Consider the following 15,081-nt stretch of genomic DNA (forward strand, 5'->3'; position numbering starts at 1 on the left):
TCCTCCTTTACCTCGCTGCGACAGGCACACCGCGCCCGTCGCTACGAGGGTGCTGGCTGTTCGACCCGCTAACAGCACCCCGCACGCCCGTTTCGGAGAGGGCTGTCTGGACGTTTTGCGAAGGTAAAGGAGGAGGCCGCAGGCCGGGGGACACGTAGCAAAGCGTCCAGACAGCCCGCTCCGGTCACCCCCACAACGCACTGCACAGATCACAGCGGAATATTCCCATGCTTGCGCCAAGGGTTCTCCACCTTCTTGCTCGCCAGCATCACCAGCGACCGGCAAATCCGCTTGCGCGTCTCGTGCGGCAAGATCACGTCGTCGATAAACCCCCGGGCACCGGCCACAAACGGATTCGCAAAGCGGGCTTTGTATTCCGCCTCTTTGGCCGCCAGCTTGGCCGGGTCCCCCTTGTCTTCGCGGAAGATGATTTCCACCGCGCCCTTGGCACCCATCACCGCGATTTCGGCGTTGGGCCAGGCAAAGTTCACGTCGCCGCGCAGGTGCTTGGAGGCCATCACGTCGTAGGCACCGCCGTAGGCCTTGCGGGTAATGACGGTGACCTTGGGCACCGTGCACTCGGCGTAGGCGTAGAGCAGCTTGGCACCGTGCTTGATGATGCCGCCAAACTCCTGGCTGGTGCCGGGCATGAAACCGGGCACGTCAACGAAGGTGATGACGGGGATGTTGAAGGCATCGCAGAAGCGGATAAAGCGCGCCGCCTTGATGGAGCTCTTGATGTCCAGGCAACCGGCCAGCACCAGCGGCTGGTTCGCCACGATGCCCACGGTCTGGCCTTCCATGCGGGCGAAGCAGATGACGATGTTTTTGGCGTACTCGGGCTGGATCTCGAAGAAGTCGCCGTCGTCCACGGTCTTGGCGATCAGCTCCTTCATGTCGTAGGGCTTGTTGGGGTTGTCGGGCACCAGGGTGTCCAGGCTGAAGTCCATGCGGTCGGCGCGGTCGCCGCTCTTGCGCACCGGAGCTTTTTCGCGGTTGTTCAGCGGCAGGTAGTTGTACAGGCGGCGCAGCATCAGCAGCGCTTCCACATCGTTTTCAAACGCCAGGTCGGCCACGCCGCTCTGCGTGGTGTGGGTGATGGCGCCGCCCAGTTGCTCGGCGGTCACTTCCTCGTGGGTCACGGTCTTGACCACCTCGGGGCCGGTGACAAACATGTAGCTGCTGTCCTTGACCATGAAGATGAAGTCGGTCATGGCCGGGCTGTACACCGCGCCACCGGCGCAGGGGCCCATCACCATGCTGATCTGCGGGATCACGCCGCTGGCCATCACGTTCTTCTGGAACACGTCGGCATAGCCGCCCAGGCTGGCCACGCCCTCCTGGATGCGCGCGCCGCCCGAGTCGTTCAGGCCAATGACGGGTGCGCCCACCTTCATCGCCTGGTCCATGATCTTGCAGATTTTCTCGGCATGGGCTTCGCTGAGGGCGCCGCCAAACACGGTGAAATCCTGGCTGAAGACAAACACCAGGCGGCCATTGATCATGCCGTAGCCGGTGACCACGCCGTCGCCGGGGATTTTGTTGTCGGCCATGCCAAAGTCGGTGCAGCGGTGCTCGACAAACATGTCCCACTCTTCAAACGTGCCCTCGTCCAGCAGCAGCTCGATGCGTTCGCGGGCCGTGAGCTTGCCCTTGCCGTGCTGCGCGTCAATGCGCTTTTGGCCACCGCCCATGCGGGCTTGCTGGCGTTTGGCTTCTAGCTGTTCGAGGATGTCTTGCATGGGTTTTTTACTCCGTTATTGATAGCTGCTTGTGCTTATGTATATTGGGCTTGCAGTAAATTTCGTGCTGCGGTGGATGCGGCGAGACGCCCTGCCACCACCTCTTGCAGCATCTGCGGCAACAGGGCTTGCACCTGCGGGTGCTGGCGAAACGCGAGCTTCAGGCCCGCGTCCACGCGTTCCCACATCCAGGCCAGCGACTGCTGCTGGCGGCGGTTGCTCCACAGGCCGTTAGTGGTCTGCAGGTGTTGGAATTGCAGGGCGGCGGCCCAGAAGCTGTCGATGCCCTTGCCCGCCAGCGCGCTGAGCTGCAGGGCCTGGGGCCGCCAATGCGTATCGTCGTGGGCGGTGAACAGGCCCAGCAACTGCATGGCGGCTGTTATTTGCAGCTGGGCGCGCTGGGCGGCCAGGGGGTCGATGTCGGCCTTGTTGATGACCACCAGGTCGGCCAGCTCCATCACGCCTTTCTTGATGGCCTGCAGGTCGTCGCCCGCATTCGGCAGCTGCATCAGCACAAACATGTCGGTCATGCCCGCTACCGCGGTTTCGCTCTGGCCCACGCCCACGGTTTCCACGATCACCACGCCGTAGCCCGCCGCCTCGCAGACCAGCATGGCCTCGCGGGTCTTCTCGGCCACGCCGCCCAGCGTGCCGCTGCTGGGGCTGGGGCGGATGTAGGCCTGGGGGTGCACCGACAGCATTTCCATGCGCGTCTTGTCGCCCAGGATGGAGCCGCCCGACACCGTGCTGGACGGGTCGATGGTCAGTACCGCCACGCGGTGGCCCAGGCCGATCAAATACAGGCCCAGCACCTCGATAAACGTGGATTTGCCTACGCCCGGCACGCCGCTGATCCCTAAGCGAAATGATTGCCCGGTGTGCGGCAACAAGGCCGTCAGCAGCTCATCCGCCTGCGCGCGGTGGTCGGCGCGGGTGGATTCGAGCAGGGTGATGGACTTGGCGATGGCGCGGCGCTGCACGGCGGCATCGCCGGTACGCACCGCCTGCACCAGCTGGGCTGGGTTCACCGGCACGCCTTCTTGATTTGCTCCAGCACATCTTTCGCGCTCGCTGGAATCGGCGTGCCGGGACCGTAGATGCCTTTTACCCCGGCCTCATACAGCATCTCGTAATCCTGCCGGGGGATCACGCCGCCGACGAAAACGATGATGTCGTCCGCGCCCTGCTTCTTGAGCTCGGCAATGATGGCGGGCACCAGGGTTTTGTGGCCGGCGGCCAGGGTGCTCACACCCACAGCGTGCACGTCGTTCTCAATCGCCTGGCGGGCGCATTCCTCGGGGGTTTGGAACAGCGGGCCCATATCCACGTCGAAGCCCAGGTCGGCGTAGGCGGTGGCAATGACCTTGGCACCCCGGTCGTGGCCGTCCTGGCCGAGTTTGCTGACCATTACGCGGGGGCGACGGCCTTCTTGCTCGGCAAACGCCGCTATCTCGCCCTTCAGGGCTTCCCAGCCTTCGGCGCTGTCGTAGGCGGCGGCGTAGACACCGGTGACCATTTGGGTGTCGGCACGGTGGCGGCCATAGACTTTTTCCAGCGCATCGCTGACTTCGCCCACAGTGGCGCGGGCGCGGATGGCGTTGATGCTCAGGGCCAGCAGGTTGCCTTCACCGCTGTTTGCTGCAGAAGTGATAGCTGCCAGCGCTTGTTCCACCAGCGCAGAGTCGCGTTTTTGCTTGATAGTTTGCAGGCGGGCGATCTGGCCGTCGCGCACCGCTACGTTGTCGATGTCGCGGGTTTCGATCGCGTCCTCGGTCTTGAGCTTGTACTTGTTGACCCCGACGATCACGTCCTTGCCACTGTCGATGCGCGCCTGCTTGTCGGCGGCGGCGGCTTCGATTTTCAGCTTGGCCCAGCCGCTGTCCACGGCCTTGACCATGCCGCCCATGGCATCGACTTCTTCGATGATCTTCCAGGCGGCGTCGGCCATGTCTTGGGTGAGCTTTTCCATCATGTAGCTACCGGCCCAGGGGTCGATCACGCTGGTGATGTGGGTTTCTTCCTGGATGATGAGCTGGGTGTTGCGGGCGATGCGCGCGCTGAACTCGGTGGGCAGGGCGATGGCTTCGTCAAAGCTGTTGGTGTGCAGGCTTTGGGTGCCACCAAACACTGCCGCCATGGCCTCGATGGTGGTGCGCACCACGTTGTTGTACGGGTCTTGCTCGGTCAGGCTCCAGCCGCTGGTCTGGCAGTGGGTGCGCAGCATCAGGCTCTTGGGGCTTTTCGCGTCAAAGCCTTTCATGATGCGGCACCACAGCAGGCGGGCGGCGCGCATCTTGGCCACTTCGAGGTAGAAGTTCATGCCCACGGCCCAGAAGAAGCTCAGGCGGCCCGCAAACGCGTCCACGTCCAGGCCCTTGCCCAGCGCGGTTTTGACGTATTCCTTGCCGTCGGCCAGGGTGAAGGCCAGCTCCAGCGCCTGGTTGGCCCCGGCTTCCTGCATGTGGTAACCCGAAATCGAGATCGAGTTGAACTTGGGCATGTGCTGCGCCGTGTACTCGATGATGTCGCCAATGATGCGCATGCTGGGCGCGGGCGGGTAGATGTAGGTGTTGCGCACCATGAACTCTTTGAGCACATCGTTCTGGATGGTGCCGCTGAGTTGGTCTTGCGAAACGCCCTGCTCTTCGGCGGCCACCACGTAGCCCGCCAGCACCGGCAGCACCGCGCCGTTCATGGTCATGGATACGCTGACCTTGTCCAGCGGGATCTGGTCGAACAGGATCTTCATGTCCTCCACGCTGTCGATGGCCACGCCCGCCTTGCCCACGTCGCCGGTCACCCGCGGGTGGTCGCTGTCGTAGCCGCGGTGGGTGGCCAGGTCAAACGCCACGCTCACGCCCTGCCCGCCTGCGGCCAGGGCCTTGCGGTAAAAGGCGTTGGATTCTTCGGCGGTGGAAAAGCCCGCGTACTGGCGGATGGTCCAGGGGCGCACCGCGTACATGGTGGCCTGCGGGCCGCGGATATAGGGCTCGAAACCGGGCAAGGTGTTGGTGTGCGGCAGGCCTGCGGTGTCTTCGGCGGTGTACAGCGGCTTGACGGTGATGCCGTCCGGCGTGTGCCAGTCCAGCGCCGATACGTCGCCACCAGGGGCCGATTTGGCGGCAGATTTGGCCCATTGCGCCAGGCTGGCGGGGCTGAATTCAGGGTCTGTGTGGCTCATATCAGGTACTTTGCGGGTGCTTTGAGGCGCTTTGGACGGGGCTTTGCTGCGGTGCAACAGAGTTTAATGCATCCATAATTATAAATTCAGAATTATTTGGGTCGCGTAGAATTTAGAATATGGCCGTGACAACACTAACCCCCCGCGCACTCTACGAAGAAGTAGCCGAGCTGCTGCGCCAGCGCATTTTTGACCGCACGCTGGAGCCCGGCAGCTGGATCGACGAACTCAAGCTGGCCGAGGAATACGGCATCAGCCGCACACCCCTGCGCGAGGCCCTGAAGGTGCTGTCCACCGAAGGCCTGGTCACCATGAAGGTGCGGCGCGGCGCCTACGTGACCGAGGTGTCCGAGACCGACCTGGCCGACGTGTACCACCTGCTGGGCCTGCTCGAATCCGACGCCGCCGGGGTGGTGGCCGCACGCGCCACGCCCGAGCAACTGGCCGATTTGCAGGCCATCCATGCCGAACTGGAAGCCGCCGTGGATGACCGCGAGCTGTTTTTTGCCATCAACGAGCGCTTCCACATGCGCCTGCTGGCCGTGGCCAACAACCGCTGGCGCGACCAGATGGTGGCCGATCTGCGCAAGGTGATGAAGCTCAACCGCCACAACTCCCTGCTCAAGTCGGGCCGCATCCAGGAATCTCTGCGCGAGCACCGCGCGCTGATGCAGGCCCTGGAGGCCAAAGACGCGCCGGTGGCCACCCAGCGCATGCTGGAACACTTCCAGAACGGACTGGCGGCCGCCGCTTAAAAACCTAGTGGCGCAACAGGCTGGGCGCTGCGGGCAGCACCGTCGGCATCAATGCCGGGTGCTCGGACACCGCAAACTCGCGCCCGGGTTGCGACAGGTAGCGCAGGCAGCACACCCGCAGGAACGAGGTGAAGTTGCCGTTGTCCTCGCGCAGGGCGGTCAGTTCCTCGTGCAGGGTGGTGATCATCTGGTTGGTGGTTTTGCCCTCGCGCCCGGCAATCTCGGCCAGCACATCCCAGAACAGGTTTTCCAGCCGGATGGTGGTCAGCACGTTGTGGATGCGCAGCGAGCGGGTGCGGGCCTCGTACTGGATGGGGTCGGCACTGACGTAGACGGAACACATGGGGCAGTCTCCTTTTATTTTTAGTGGGGCCAGCTTGCGAAGCCAGCCCCACAGCATGGCACTAAATGGCCTTTTGCGCCATTTGCTGGGTGATGTAGCCCGCCTGCCGGATGGCCAGCGACACGATGGTCAGCGTGGGGTTTTCTGCCCCGCCGGTGGTGAACTGGCTGCCGTCGGAAATGAACAGGTTAGGGATGTCGTGCGTCTGGCCCCATTTGTTGCACACGCCGTCGCGGGCGTTGGCGCTCATGCGGCAGGTGCCCAGGTTGTGGGTAGACGGGTACGGCGGCGTGCGGAAGGTGCGGATAGCCCCGGCCGCCTGGTAGACCCGCTCACCCTGGGTGAAGGCGTGGCTGCGCATGGCGAGGTCGTTGTCGTGGTCGTCAAAATGCACGTTGGGTACGGGGTTGCCCCACTGGTCCTTGACATCCATGTTGAGCGTCACGCGGTTGGTTTCGCGCGGCATGTCTTCGCCCACGATCCACATGCCCGCCATGTGGGTGTAGCGGTCCATCCACCAGCTGAAGTCGGCGCCCCAGCCGCCGGGGTTCAAGAACGCCGCCATGAAGGGCACACCCAGCGACAAAGTTTCCATCTCGTAGCCGCCGACAAAGCCGCGCTTCGTGTTGTGCACCACCTCGTCGCGCACGATGCCGGCCATGGTGGTGCCGCGGTACATGTGCACCGGGTTCTTGAAGGCGCCGTAGACCGTGCCGGTCAGGTGGCGCATGTAGTTGCGCCCCACCTGGCCGGAAGAATTGGCCAAGCCGTTGGGGAACAGGGTAGAGGCCGACAGCAGCAGCAAACGCGGCGTTTCGATCGAGTTGCCCGCCACGCAGACGATGCGGGCTTTTTGCCGCTGCTCCTTGCCGTCCTTGTCGAAGTAGACGACCCCGCTGGCCTTGCCTTCGGCGTTGTGCTCGATGCGCGAGACGTGCGACTGGGGCCGCAGGTCCAGGTTGCCGGTGGCCTCGGCCTTGGGAATTTCCACGTACAAGGTAGACCACTTGGCCCCCGATTTGCAGCCCTGGAAGCAAAAGCCCAGCTGCATGCAGCGCCCCCGGCCGTCGCGCGGCTGGCTGTTGATGGCCATGTTGCCGGTGTGCACCTCTTTGTAGCCCAGCTTGGTGGCCCCGGCGTGGAGCACCTTGAAGTTGTTGTTGCCCGGCAGGCCGGGGATGCCGTTGGTGCGGGTCACGCCCATCTTGTCCTCGGCCCGGGCGTAGAACGGCTCCAGCTCCTGCAGGGTGATGGGCCAGTCCATCAAATTGGCCCCTGCCAGCTCGCCGTAGTGGGTTTTGGCGCGGAACTCGTGGTCTTGCAGGCGCAGCGAGGCACCCGCCCAGTGGGTGGTGGTGCCGCCCACGGTTTTGCAGATCCAGCTGGGCAGGCCCGCAAAGTCCTTGGCGATGCGCCAACTGCCCGAGGTGGTGCGCTTGTCCAGCCAGGCGAGCTGGCCAAACGACTTCCACTCGTCGTTGATGTAGCTGGACTGCGACTGCATCGCGCCCGCCTCCAGCACCACCACTTTCACGCCCTGGATGCATAACTCGTGCGCCAGCGTACCGCCGCCCGCGCCCGATCCGATGATGACGACGGCACTGTCGTCATTGAAGTCAATGTTGGTCATTTTGGTTTCCTCTGAGGTAGGGGTTGCACGCGCGACAGATCAGCCGAACCACGGAGGCGGGCTGGCCTCTTGGCTGGGCGCTGGCAACCATTTCAGATCCTGGAACCCGCGGGTGATGTAGCCACCCTTTTCCCACGACGAGCCGGGGTAGCCCAGCACGGCAAAGGCCATGTCGTTGTCGTACAGCGAGGTCACGCACTGGCCGCGTACGGTGGCGAAAAACGGCGTGCCCTCCAACCCTTTCACGATCTCCAGCTGCTTGGCGGCGCTGGCCTTGGCAAACTGGCCGCCCGCGGCCGTGTCCAGGCTGGCAATGCCGCTGCGCAGCAACTCCAGCTTGGCCGGGTCTTTGGCGGCACCGGCATCCAGGTCTTTGGACAGCAGCGCGTACACCGCGTCGGGCAGCTTGGCGTGCGGGTACAGCACGCGGCCCATCTTCATCAGGGTGGCGCCCTCGGCGCTGGTCAGGGTGGTGAGCTCGACCGCCCAGGCGCGGGACGGCGCCAGCAGCGACAGCGTGCTGCCCGCCACCAGCGTGCCCAGCAGCAGGCCGCTGCCGCGCAACAGGCTGCGCCGGGTCAGGGGGATGTTTTGGCGCGGCACTTCGCCGCTGTCTTCGCCGCAGCTGTCGACCAGGGGCGTGATGGGGATGACTTTCATCGTTGTCTCCTTATGGGGTAATTTTTTTTGGCTGACTCACTGACTCTTTTTTGGGGGGGGAAATCGGTTGCGCGCTACTGGTTACTGGTAATGGCCGTGGCGTTCAAGCACCTCCACCTTGTAGCCATCCGGGTCCTGGATGAAGAAATAGCGGGCGATCAGCGTGCCATCGTCGGCCTTGAACTCCTTGATGTCCAGCGGGCTGTAGCCCAGCGCCAGCAGCCGCTGCCGGTCGGCCACGGCATCGGCCACGCACACGCCCACATGGCCATAGCCGTCGCCGTGGGTGTAGGGCTCGGTGCGGTCGCGGTTCCAGGTGAGCTCAATCTCGGCATCGTTCTCGGCATTGCGCAGGTACACCAGGGAAAAGCCGGGGAAGTCCAGCCGGTGCGCGGGCTGCAGACCAAAGCAGTCGGCATAGAACTTCAGGGATGCCTCCAGGTGCAGTACGCGCACCATGCTGTGGATGATTTTGGCCATACGTGCCTCGTGGATGGAACAGGCTTTAACTCTAGGCCTGCGGCCACCGGGGCAGGTAATAAACGGCTAAATCCCCGGCGCCCAGGGCCCAGAAATAGCCCCCTCGGAAACCCTAGTGTGGTGCGGCCGCAATAAGCCTAAGCGGCGGCTGATTGAGCCTGGGTGCCCGACGTTCGGCATACCGTTTGCTAGGTTTTTTGTAACACCTTATGCTTTATAAATAAGCACAATCGGCATATTTCTTATAAGAATTCCGCGCACGCCAAGTGGGCGCAGCGGGGCTCGCCAGTACATAGAAATGGTTACTGAATGTCTTTTCAGCTAAGCTCTGTCCTCGTCCGTTTAACCTCGACCCACCGCACCGCTGTGCCATGCCATCGGACCAGGTCCCGGCCTGCGGCGGGCGGGTGGCCGCGACGCAGCACACCGTCAACAACCTGGCTTTCAGCGCACCCTGGCATTTAAAGAATATGGCAGTCTTGAGCAAACCCCATCGGCACAACCAGCTATAGAATAAATAGCATGCTGCCCTTGGCCATGTCCCTCCCTCCCCGCACCCGCCCCACACCATGCGCACCTGGTTGAACCGCTGGCAGTTGTGGCACAAGTTCGCCCTGCTGGGCGTGCTGGGCCTGTTGATGCTGGCCCCGCCGGTGTGGCTGTACTTGCGCGAGTCCCGCAGCACCATCCAGTCGCTGGAACGCGAGCACCGGGGGCTGGAGCCGATGCGTACCGTGCTGGAATCCATCACCTTGCTGCAAAGGCACCGCACCCTGGCGGCGCGCCTGCACACGGGCGACACCGAAATACCGCTCTCGATGCTGATGGCCCGCTCGCAGATCGACCGTTCCATGGACCAGATCAAGGCCTTGTTGCCCAGCATCGCGACCAGCCAGGTCGAGCTGCTCTGGAACAACACGGTGGCCCAATGGAACTACCTGCAGCTGATTCTGAACACCCCGGATGCCGAGCCCGGGCTGATTTTTGACACCCACAGCAATGCCATCCTGCTGCTGCTGAAAATGCGCTACCAATTGGTCGACGACTTTGGCTTCAGCCTCGACCCCCAGGGATCCACCTACCTGCTCGGGCGGGCGGCCCTGGTCGAGTCGCTGGACCTGCTGGAATCCCTGTCCAAGGTGCGCGACAAAATCCTGCTGCTGCAGGCGCAGAGCCAGGTCACCCCCGAAGAAAACACCCAGCTGGTCACCCTGCTCAGTGGCATCAACGAAGACTTCGACCGCCTGCAAAACACCCTGGACAAGGCCACCCGCGACGACCCCATGCTGTATGCCGAGCTCAGCCAGCCGCTGCTGAACCGCGTGCACTGGCAGCAGATCCAACCCCGGCTCTACCCGGAAATAGCCCGTGGCACCCAGAAGGAACGCGTCAGCGCCTCCGACCTGGCGGTGCTCAACGACATCTTGTCCTCGCAGGCCGCCTTCAGCGATGCCGCGCTGCGCGCGCTGCAGCGCAAGCTCGACACCCGGCTGCAGGTACTGACCCAAACCCAGCACGCCCTGGCCGCCGGAATATTGGCGCTGGCGCTGTTTCTGGTCGGGCTGGCGGCGCTGGTCGCGCGCTCCATCACCCGGCCTTTGCTGCAGGCCGTGGACATCGCCCGCCAGGTGGCCGAAGGCACCCTGGCCACCGACCTGGAAAAGCAGGCGGGTGCTGTCGTCCACCCTGGCAACGAAACCGGCCACCTGCTGCAGTCGCTGTACGCCATGCACCGCAGCCTGCAAAACACGCGCGCCGAGCAGTTGGTGGGCGAGCAGCAGGTGGCCCAGGCGCTGCGCGAACAGCAGGTGATCTTTGAAGCCGTGAGCTTGGGCATCATATTTGCCGTGAACCACACCATCCAGCGCTGCAACTCGGCCATGGAGCGCATGTTTGGCTACCCGGCGGGCGACCTGGTGGGGCGCGGCACCAAAGAGCTGTTCCTGAGCGCCGAAGACCTGGCCGCCGTGGGCCGCCGGGTCAATGCGGCCATGCGGTCAAGTGGCCTGTTCTCCAGCGACGTGGAACTGCGGCGCAAGGACGGCAGCGCCCTGTGGGTCCACACCTACGGCCAGGCCATTGACGTGAACGACCTGCACCAGGGCGTGGTGTGGGTCTATGAAGACATCTCCGAGCAGCGCATCGCCGCCGAAGAGCTGCGCCAGGCCAAGGATGCCGCCGAACAGGCCAGCAAGGCCAAGAGCGACTTCCTGGCCAATATGAGCCACGAAATCCGCACGCCCATGAACGCCATCATCGGCATGAGCCACCTGGCCCTGAAGACCGACCTGGACACCCGCCAGCGCGACTACGTGGGCAAGATCCGCCAGTCGGGCCAGCACCTGCTGGGCATCCTGAACGACATTCTGGACTTCTCCAAGGTCGAAGCTGGCAAGCTGGAAATCGAGCGCACCGCCTTCGACCTGGAAGAGGTGCTGGCCAACGTGGTCAACGTGGTGGCCGACAAGGCCCAGGCCAAAGGCCTGGAACTGGTCTGCGACCTGCCCGCCAGCGTGCCGCTGCAACTGGTGGGCGACCCGCTGCGGCTGGGCCAGATCCTCATCAACTACACCACCAACGCCATCAAGTTCACCGAGCACGGCGAAATCCACCTCACCGTGCGGCTGCAGGCGCAAACCGATGGCGGGGTGCTGCTGCGCTTTGCCGTGCGCGACACCGGCATCGGCCTCACGGCCGAGCAGATCGGCCGCCTGTTCCAGAGCTTCAGCCAGGCCGACACCTCCACCACCCGCCAGTACGGCGGCACCGGCCTGGGCCTGGCCATCAGCAAGAACCTGGCCGCGTTGATGGGCGGCGAAGTGGGCGTGGAGAGCACGCTGGGTGCGGGCTCCACCTTCTGGTTTACCGCGCAACTCGGCCTGGGCGAGCGCCGCGCCCGCCCGCAGCTGCCCGGCAGCGGTACCCTGCGCGGGCGGCGCGTGCTGGTGGTGGACGACAACGACTCCGCCGCCACCGTGCTGGTCCACATGCTGGAGAACATGGGCTTTGCGGTAGATGCCGTGTCCAGCGGGGCCCAGGCGATTGCCGCGGTGCAATCCCAGGCCGCCAACGCCACACCGTTCGAGGTGGTGATGATGGACTGGCAAATGCCCGGCATGGACGGGCTGGAAGCCATCCACCGGTTGCGCGCGCTCGAACTGCAGCCCACGCCGCACACCGTGCTGGTCACCGCCTACGGGCGCGAAGAAGTCATCCAGAACGCCCACGCCGCCCAGGTGACCGACGTGCTGCTCAAACCCGTGGGCGCGTCGCTGCTGTTCGACACCATGGTCAACGCCCTGGGCCACGCCCGCACGCTGGACCGCCGCGCGCGCCCCCCCGGCGTCAGCACCGCCATGGCCGCGCTGGCGCCGGTGCTCGGTGCCCACATCCTGCTGGTGGAAGACAACGACCTGAACCAGCAGGTCGCCTCCGAGCTGCTGCAGGACGCGGGCTTTACCGTGGACATTGCCGACAACGGCCTGATCGGCGTGGCCATGGTCGGCCAGACCGCCTACGATCTGGTGCTGATGGACATGCAGATGCCGGTGATGGACGGCGTGGCAGCCACCCGGGAAATCCGGGCCACGGGCCACTACCCCGACCTGCCCATCGTCGCCATGACCGCCAACGCCATGCAAAGCGACCGCGACCGCTGCCTGGCCGCGGGCATGAACAGCTTTGTGGCCAAACCCATCGAGCCCGACGACCTATGGCGCGCGCTGGCCCAGTGGATACGCCCCCGGGACGGGCTGGGCCAGGTGCTGGGCCAGCCCCGACCCGCGGCCCCGTCCGCCATGCCGGCAGCCAGCGCCGAAGCCACCGGCATCCCGCAAGGCATTGCGGGGCTGGACACCGCGCTGGGCCTCAAGCGGGTGATGGGCAAGCATTCGCTGTACCTGAGCATGCTGCGCAAATTCACCACCGGCCAGGCGCAGGCCCCCCAGTGGATCGCCGAGGCGCTGCAGGCCGCAGACAGCGCCACCGCCGAGCGCCTGGCCCACACCCTCAAGGGCGTGGCGGGCAACATCGGTGCCAGCGCCTTGCAAGACGCCGCCGGGCAGCTGGAAGCCGCCATCCACGCAGGGCAGCCCTGCACCGCCCTGCTGGAGCCCGTGCAGAGCCAACTGGCCGCGCTGGTCGCCGCACTGCAGGCCGCCCTGCCCGCTCCCGCCGCACTGACCGAATTGGACCAGGCCCAGCTGGCGCCGGTGCTGCTCCAATTGCGCAGCCTGCTGGCCGAAGACGACTCCGATGCCTCCGAGCTGTTCCAGCAGCACAGCAGCTTGCTACAGGCCGCACTGGGCGATGCCCACGCCACGGTCGCCAGTGCCATGGGCGAATACGACTTCGAGGCGGCACTCAAAGCCCTGAATGCCGCCCAGCCAGACGTCGTTTGAATTTAGATAAAAAACAGTGCCAGCGCTTATTCCATAAGCGCAAGAAGCTATATAATAAATAGCAATATCAATCCCGCTTGGGTAGCATGCGCAGCAGGGTGTTGTCGCGCACCACATAGTGGTGGAACAAGGCCGCCGCCGCATGGCCGCCGATCAGAAAATAGCCCGCGTTGGCCAGGGTGACGTGGATCCCCTTGATCCACCCGGCGGTCTCTTTGCTCTGGCCGATCAGCGCGGGCAGGTGCAGGCCAAAGAAGGGAATCGCAGTGCCCCGGGCGCTCAAAATCAGCCAACCCAGCACCGGCATGGCCAGCATGAAGGCATACAGCGCCAGCTTCATCAGCGTGGCCAACAGGCTTTGGGCTTTGGGCAGCGGCGGCACGATCCGGGGCATGGCGCCAGTGGCCACCACCAGCAGCCGCACCCACACCAACACCCCCACCGACAGCCCCAGCATGTAATGCGCGCTCTGCATCGCCGCCCGGCCGGCACTGCCCCGGGGGAAGATACCCTTGAGCTCCATAAAGGCGTACACGGCTGCCAAGAGCAACAGCATCAGCCAGTGCAGCCCGATGGTCAGGGCCCCGTAGCGGTGGGTGTCATTGCGCCATTGCATAAAAGAATCCCTGTAAAGCGTTGCGACGGGCCAAAGGCAGCATAGTACGCGGGGCACCGACCTGCAGACCCCCCGTTAAAACAAACTCTCCTGCCCCGACAGCAGCCCGGGCCGGAACTGCCCCACGTCCAGCACCACGCGCTCGCGGTTCAGGCCCAGCCTGGCGCAAGTTTTGTGGAAGCGCTGGCGCAGCAGGTCGGCCCACAGGCCGCTGCCCTTCATGCGGGTGGCGAAGTCGGCGTTGTAGTCCTTGCCGCCGCGCATGTCTTGTATGCGGGCCATCACCCGCTCGGCGCGCTGCGGGTAGTGCAGCTCCAGCCACTGGCGAAACAGCGGGGCCACCTCCCAGGGCAGGCGCAGCACGGTGTAGAAGGCGGTGCGGGCCCCGGCCTCATAGGCAGCGGCCAGCACCTGCTCCATGTCGTCGTTGATGAACGGAATCTGCGGCCCCACGCTCACGCCCACCGGCACGCCCGCGTCCGCCAGGGCGCGGATGCTGCGCAGGCGGCGGTGCGGTGCGGCGGCACGCGGCTCCAGCGTGCGGGCCAGGGCGGCATCCAGCGTGGTGAGGGTGACGTACACCGCCGCCAGATTGCGCGCCGCCATGGGGGCCAGCAGGTCCAGGTCGCGCTCCACCCCGCTGCCCTTGGTCACCAGCGCCAGCGGGTGGTGGCAGCGCTGCGCCACCGCAATGGCGCTGCGGGTCAGGCGCAGCTCGCGCTCGATGGGTTGGTAGCCGTCGGTCACTGTGCCCAGGGCCAGCATCTGCGGCACATAGCGGGGCGCGGCCAATTCGCGCGCCAGCACCTCGGCCAGGTTGCGCTTGGCGATGATCTTGGTTTCAAAGTCCAGCCCCGGCGACAGGTTCAGGTAGCTGTGCGTGGGCCGGGCATAGCAATAAATGCAGCCGTGCTCACAACCCCGGTAGGGGTTCAGGCCGTAGTCGAAATAAATGTCCGGCGAGTCGTTGCGGGTGATGGCGCTGTGCGCGTCTTCAAAAATGACCTGCGTGGCCAAGGGTTCGCGCGGCTCGGTGCCTTCCAGCGTGCCCCAGCCGTCGTCAAACGCGGCGCGGTCTTCGCTGCTGAAGCGGTGCGCCAGGTGGGTGGCCGTGCCCCGGCCTTTGATGGCGTTGATGGGAATGACCGTTTCGGGGATGGGGACGACCTCGTCGGTCATGCCCCGCCCCTTGGGTAAATTATGAACAAAATAGGCCTCCAGCGCTTATTCCATCAGCGCAACAAGCTATTTATTCAATAGCAATATACTGGTTA

General features: G+C 64.6%; 11 protein-coding genes. 2 read left to right on the plus strand and 9 right to left on the minus strand.

What is annotated here, in order from left to right; translation table 11 throughout:
- Positions 1 to 209 precede the first annotated feature (209 nt).
- The 3 genes from AB3G31_RS13765 to scpA are packed head-to-tail and all read right to left on the minus strand — an operon-like array spanning position 210 to position 4,923.
- On the minus strand, positions 210 to 1,742 hold the full coding sequence (locus AB3G31_RS13765) for an acyl-CoA carboxylase subunit beta (protein ID WP_367846647.1): 1,533 nt from the start codon (positions 1,740 to 1,742) through the stop codon (positions 210 to 212).
- Positions 1,743 to 1,777: 35 nt separating this feature from the next.
- Entirely contained in the window at positions 1,778 to 2,770 is a 993-nt protein-coding gene (meaB, locus tag AB3G31_RS13770; RefSeq protein WP_367846648.1) for a methylmalonyl Co-A mutase-associated GTPase MeaB, read from the minus strand.
- On the minus strand, positions 2,767 to 4,923 hold the full coding sequence (gene scpA / locus AB3G31_RS13775) for a methylmalonyl-CoA mutase (protein WP_367846649.1): 2,157 nt from the start codon (positions 4,921 to 4,923) through the stop codon (positions 2,767 to 2,769). The genes meaB and scpA overlap by 4 nt, the downstream gene beginning before the upstream one ends.
- Positions 4,924 to 5,042: 119 nt before the next feature.
- On the opposite strand from scpA, the gene AB3G31_RS13780 reads away from it, so the two are divergent.
- A complete protein-coding gene (locus tag AB3G31_RS13780; protein WP_367846650.1) occupies positions 5,043 to 5,678 on the plus strand; it encodes a GntR family transcriptional regulator in 636 nt (211 codons plus the stop codon).
- A 4-nt stretch (positions 5,679 to 5,682) separates the two neighbouring features.
- Here AB3G31_RS13780 and AB3G31_RS13785 read toward each other — a convergent pair whose 3' ends face one another.
- The 4 genes from AB3G31_RS13785 to AB3G31_RS13800 all read right to left on the minus strand — a co-directional run bounded on the left by AB3G31_RS13785 (position 5,683) and on the right by AB3G31_RS13800 (position 8,791).
- Positions 5,683 to 6,021 (minus strand): ribbon-helix-helix domain-containing protein, encoded by a 339-nt coding sequence (locus AB3G31_RS13785; RefSeq protein WP_367846651.1) that lies wholly within the window; start codon positions 6,019 to 6,021, stop codon positions 5,683 to 5,685.
- Between the two features lie 61 nt (positions 6,022 to 6,082).
- A complete protein-coding gene (locus tag AB3G31_RS13790; RefSeq protein ID WP_367846652.1) occupies positions 6,083 to 7,651 on the minus strand; it encodes a GMC family oxidoreductase in 1,569 nt (522 codons plus the stop codon).
- Positions 7,652 to 7,690: 39 nt separating this feature from the next.
- Complete coding sequence (locus AB3G31_RS13795) at positions 7,691 to 8,311, minus strand: tat (twin-arginine translocation) pathway signal sequence (protein ID WP_367846653.1); 621 nt, start codon at positions 8,309 to 8,311, stop codon at positions 7,691 to 7,693.
- Between the two features lie 81 nt (positions 8,312 to 8,392).
- Positions 8,393 to 8,791: a VOC family protein gene (locus tag AB3G31_RS13800; RefSeq protein WP_367846654.1), complete on the minus strand. Its 399-nt coding sequence runs from the start codon at positions 8,789 to 8,791 to the stop codon at positions 8,393 to 8,395.
- A 569-nt stretch (positions 8,792 to 9,360) separates the two neighbouring features.
- On the opposite strand from AB3G31_RS13800, the gene AB3G31_RS13805 reads away from it, so the two are divergent.
- Positions 9,361 to 13,191 (plus strand): response regulator, encoded by a 3,831-nt coding sequence (locus tag AB3G31_RS13805; RefSeq protein ID WP_367846655.1) that lies wholly within the window; start codon positions 9,361 to 9,363, stop codon positions 13,189 to 13,191.
- Between the two features lie 67 nt (positions 13,192 to 13,258).
- On the opposite strand, the gene AB3G31_RS13810 is transcribed toward AB3G31_RS13805, so the two are convergent.
- Together AB3G31_RS13810 and AB3G31_RS13815 are read right to left on the minus strand one after the other, a co-directional pair.
- A complete protein-coding gene (locus AB3G31_RS13810; RefSeq protein ID WP_367846656.1) occupies positions 13,259 to 13,807 on the minus strand; it encodes a cytochrome b in 549 nt (182 codons plus the stop codon).
- Positions 13,808 to 13,882: 75 nt separating this feature from the next.
- Positions 13,883 to 14,965, minus strand: a complete 1,083-nt coding sequence (locus AB3G31_RS13815) for a PA0069 family radical SAM protein (protein WP_367850351.1) — start codon at positions 14,963 to 14,965, stop codon at positions 13,883 to 13,885.
- Positions 14,966 to 15,081: the final 116 nt, after the last annotated feature.

Origin of the sequence: Rhodoferax sp. WC2427, assembly GCF_040822085.1 — a bacterium.
Classification (GTDB): Bacteria; Pseudomonadota; Gammaproteobacteria; order Burkholderiales; family Burkholderiaceae_C; genus Rhodoferax_B.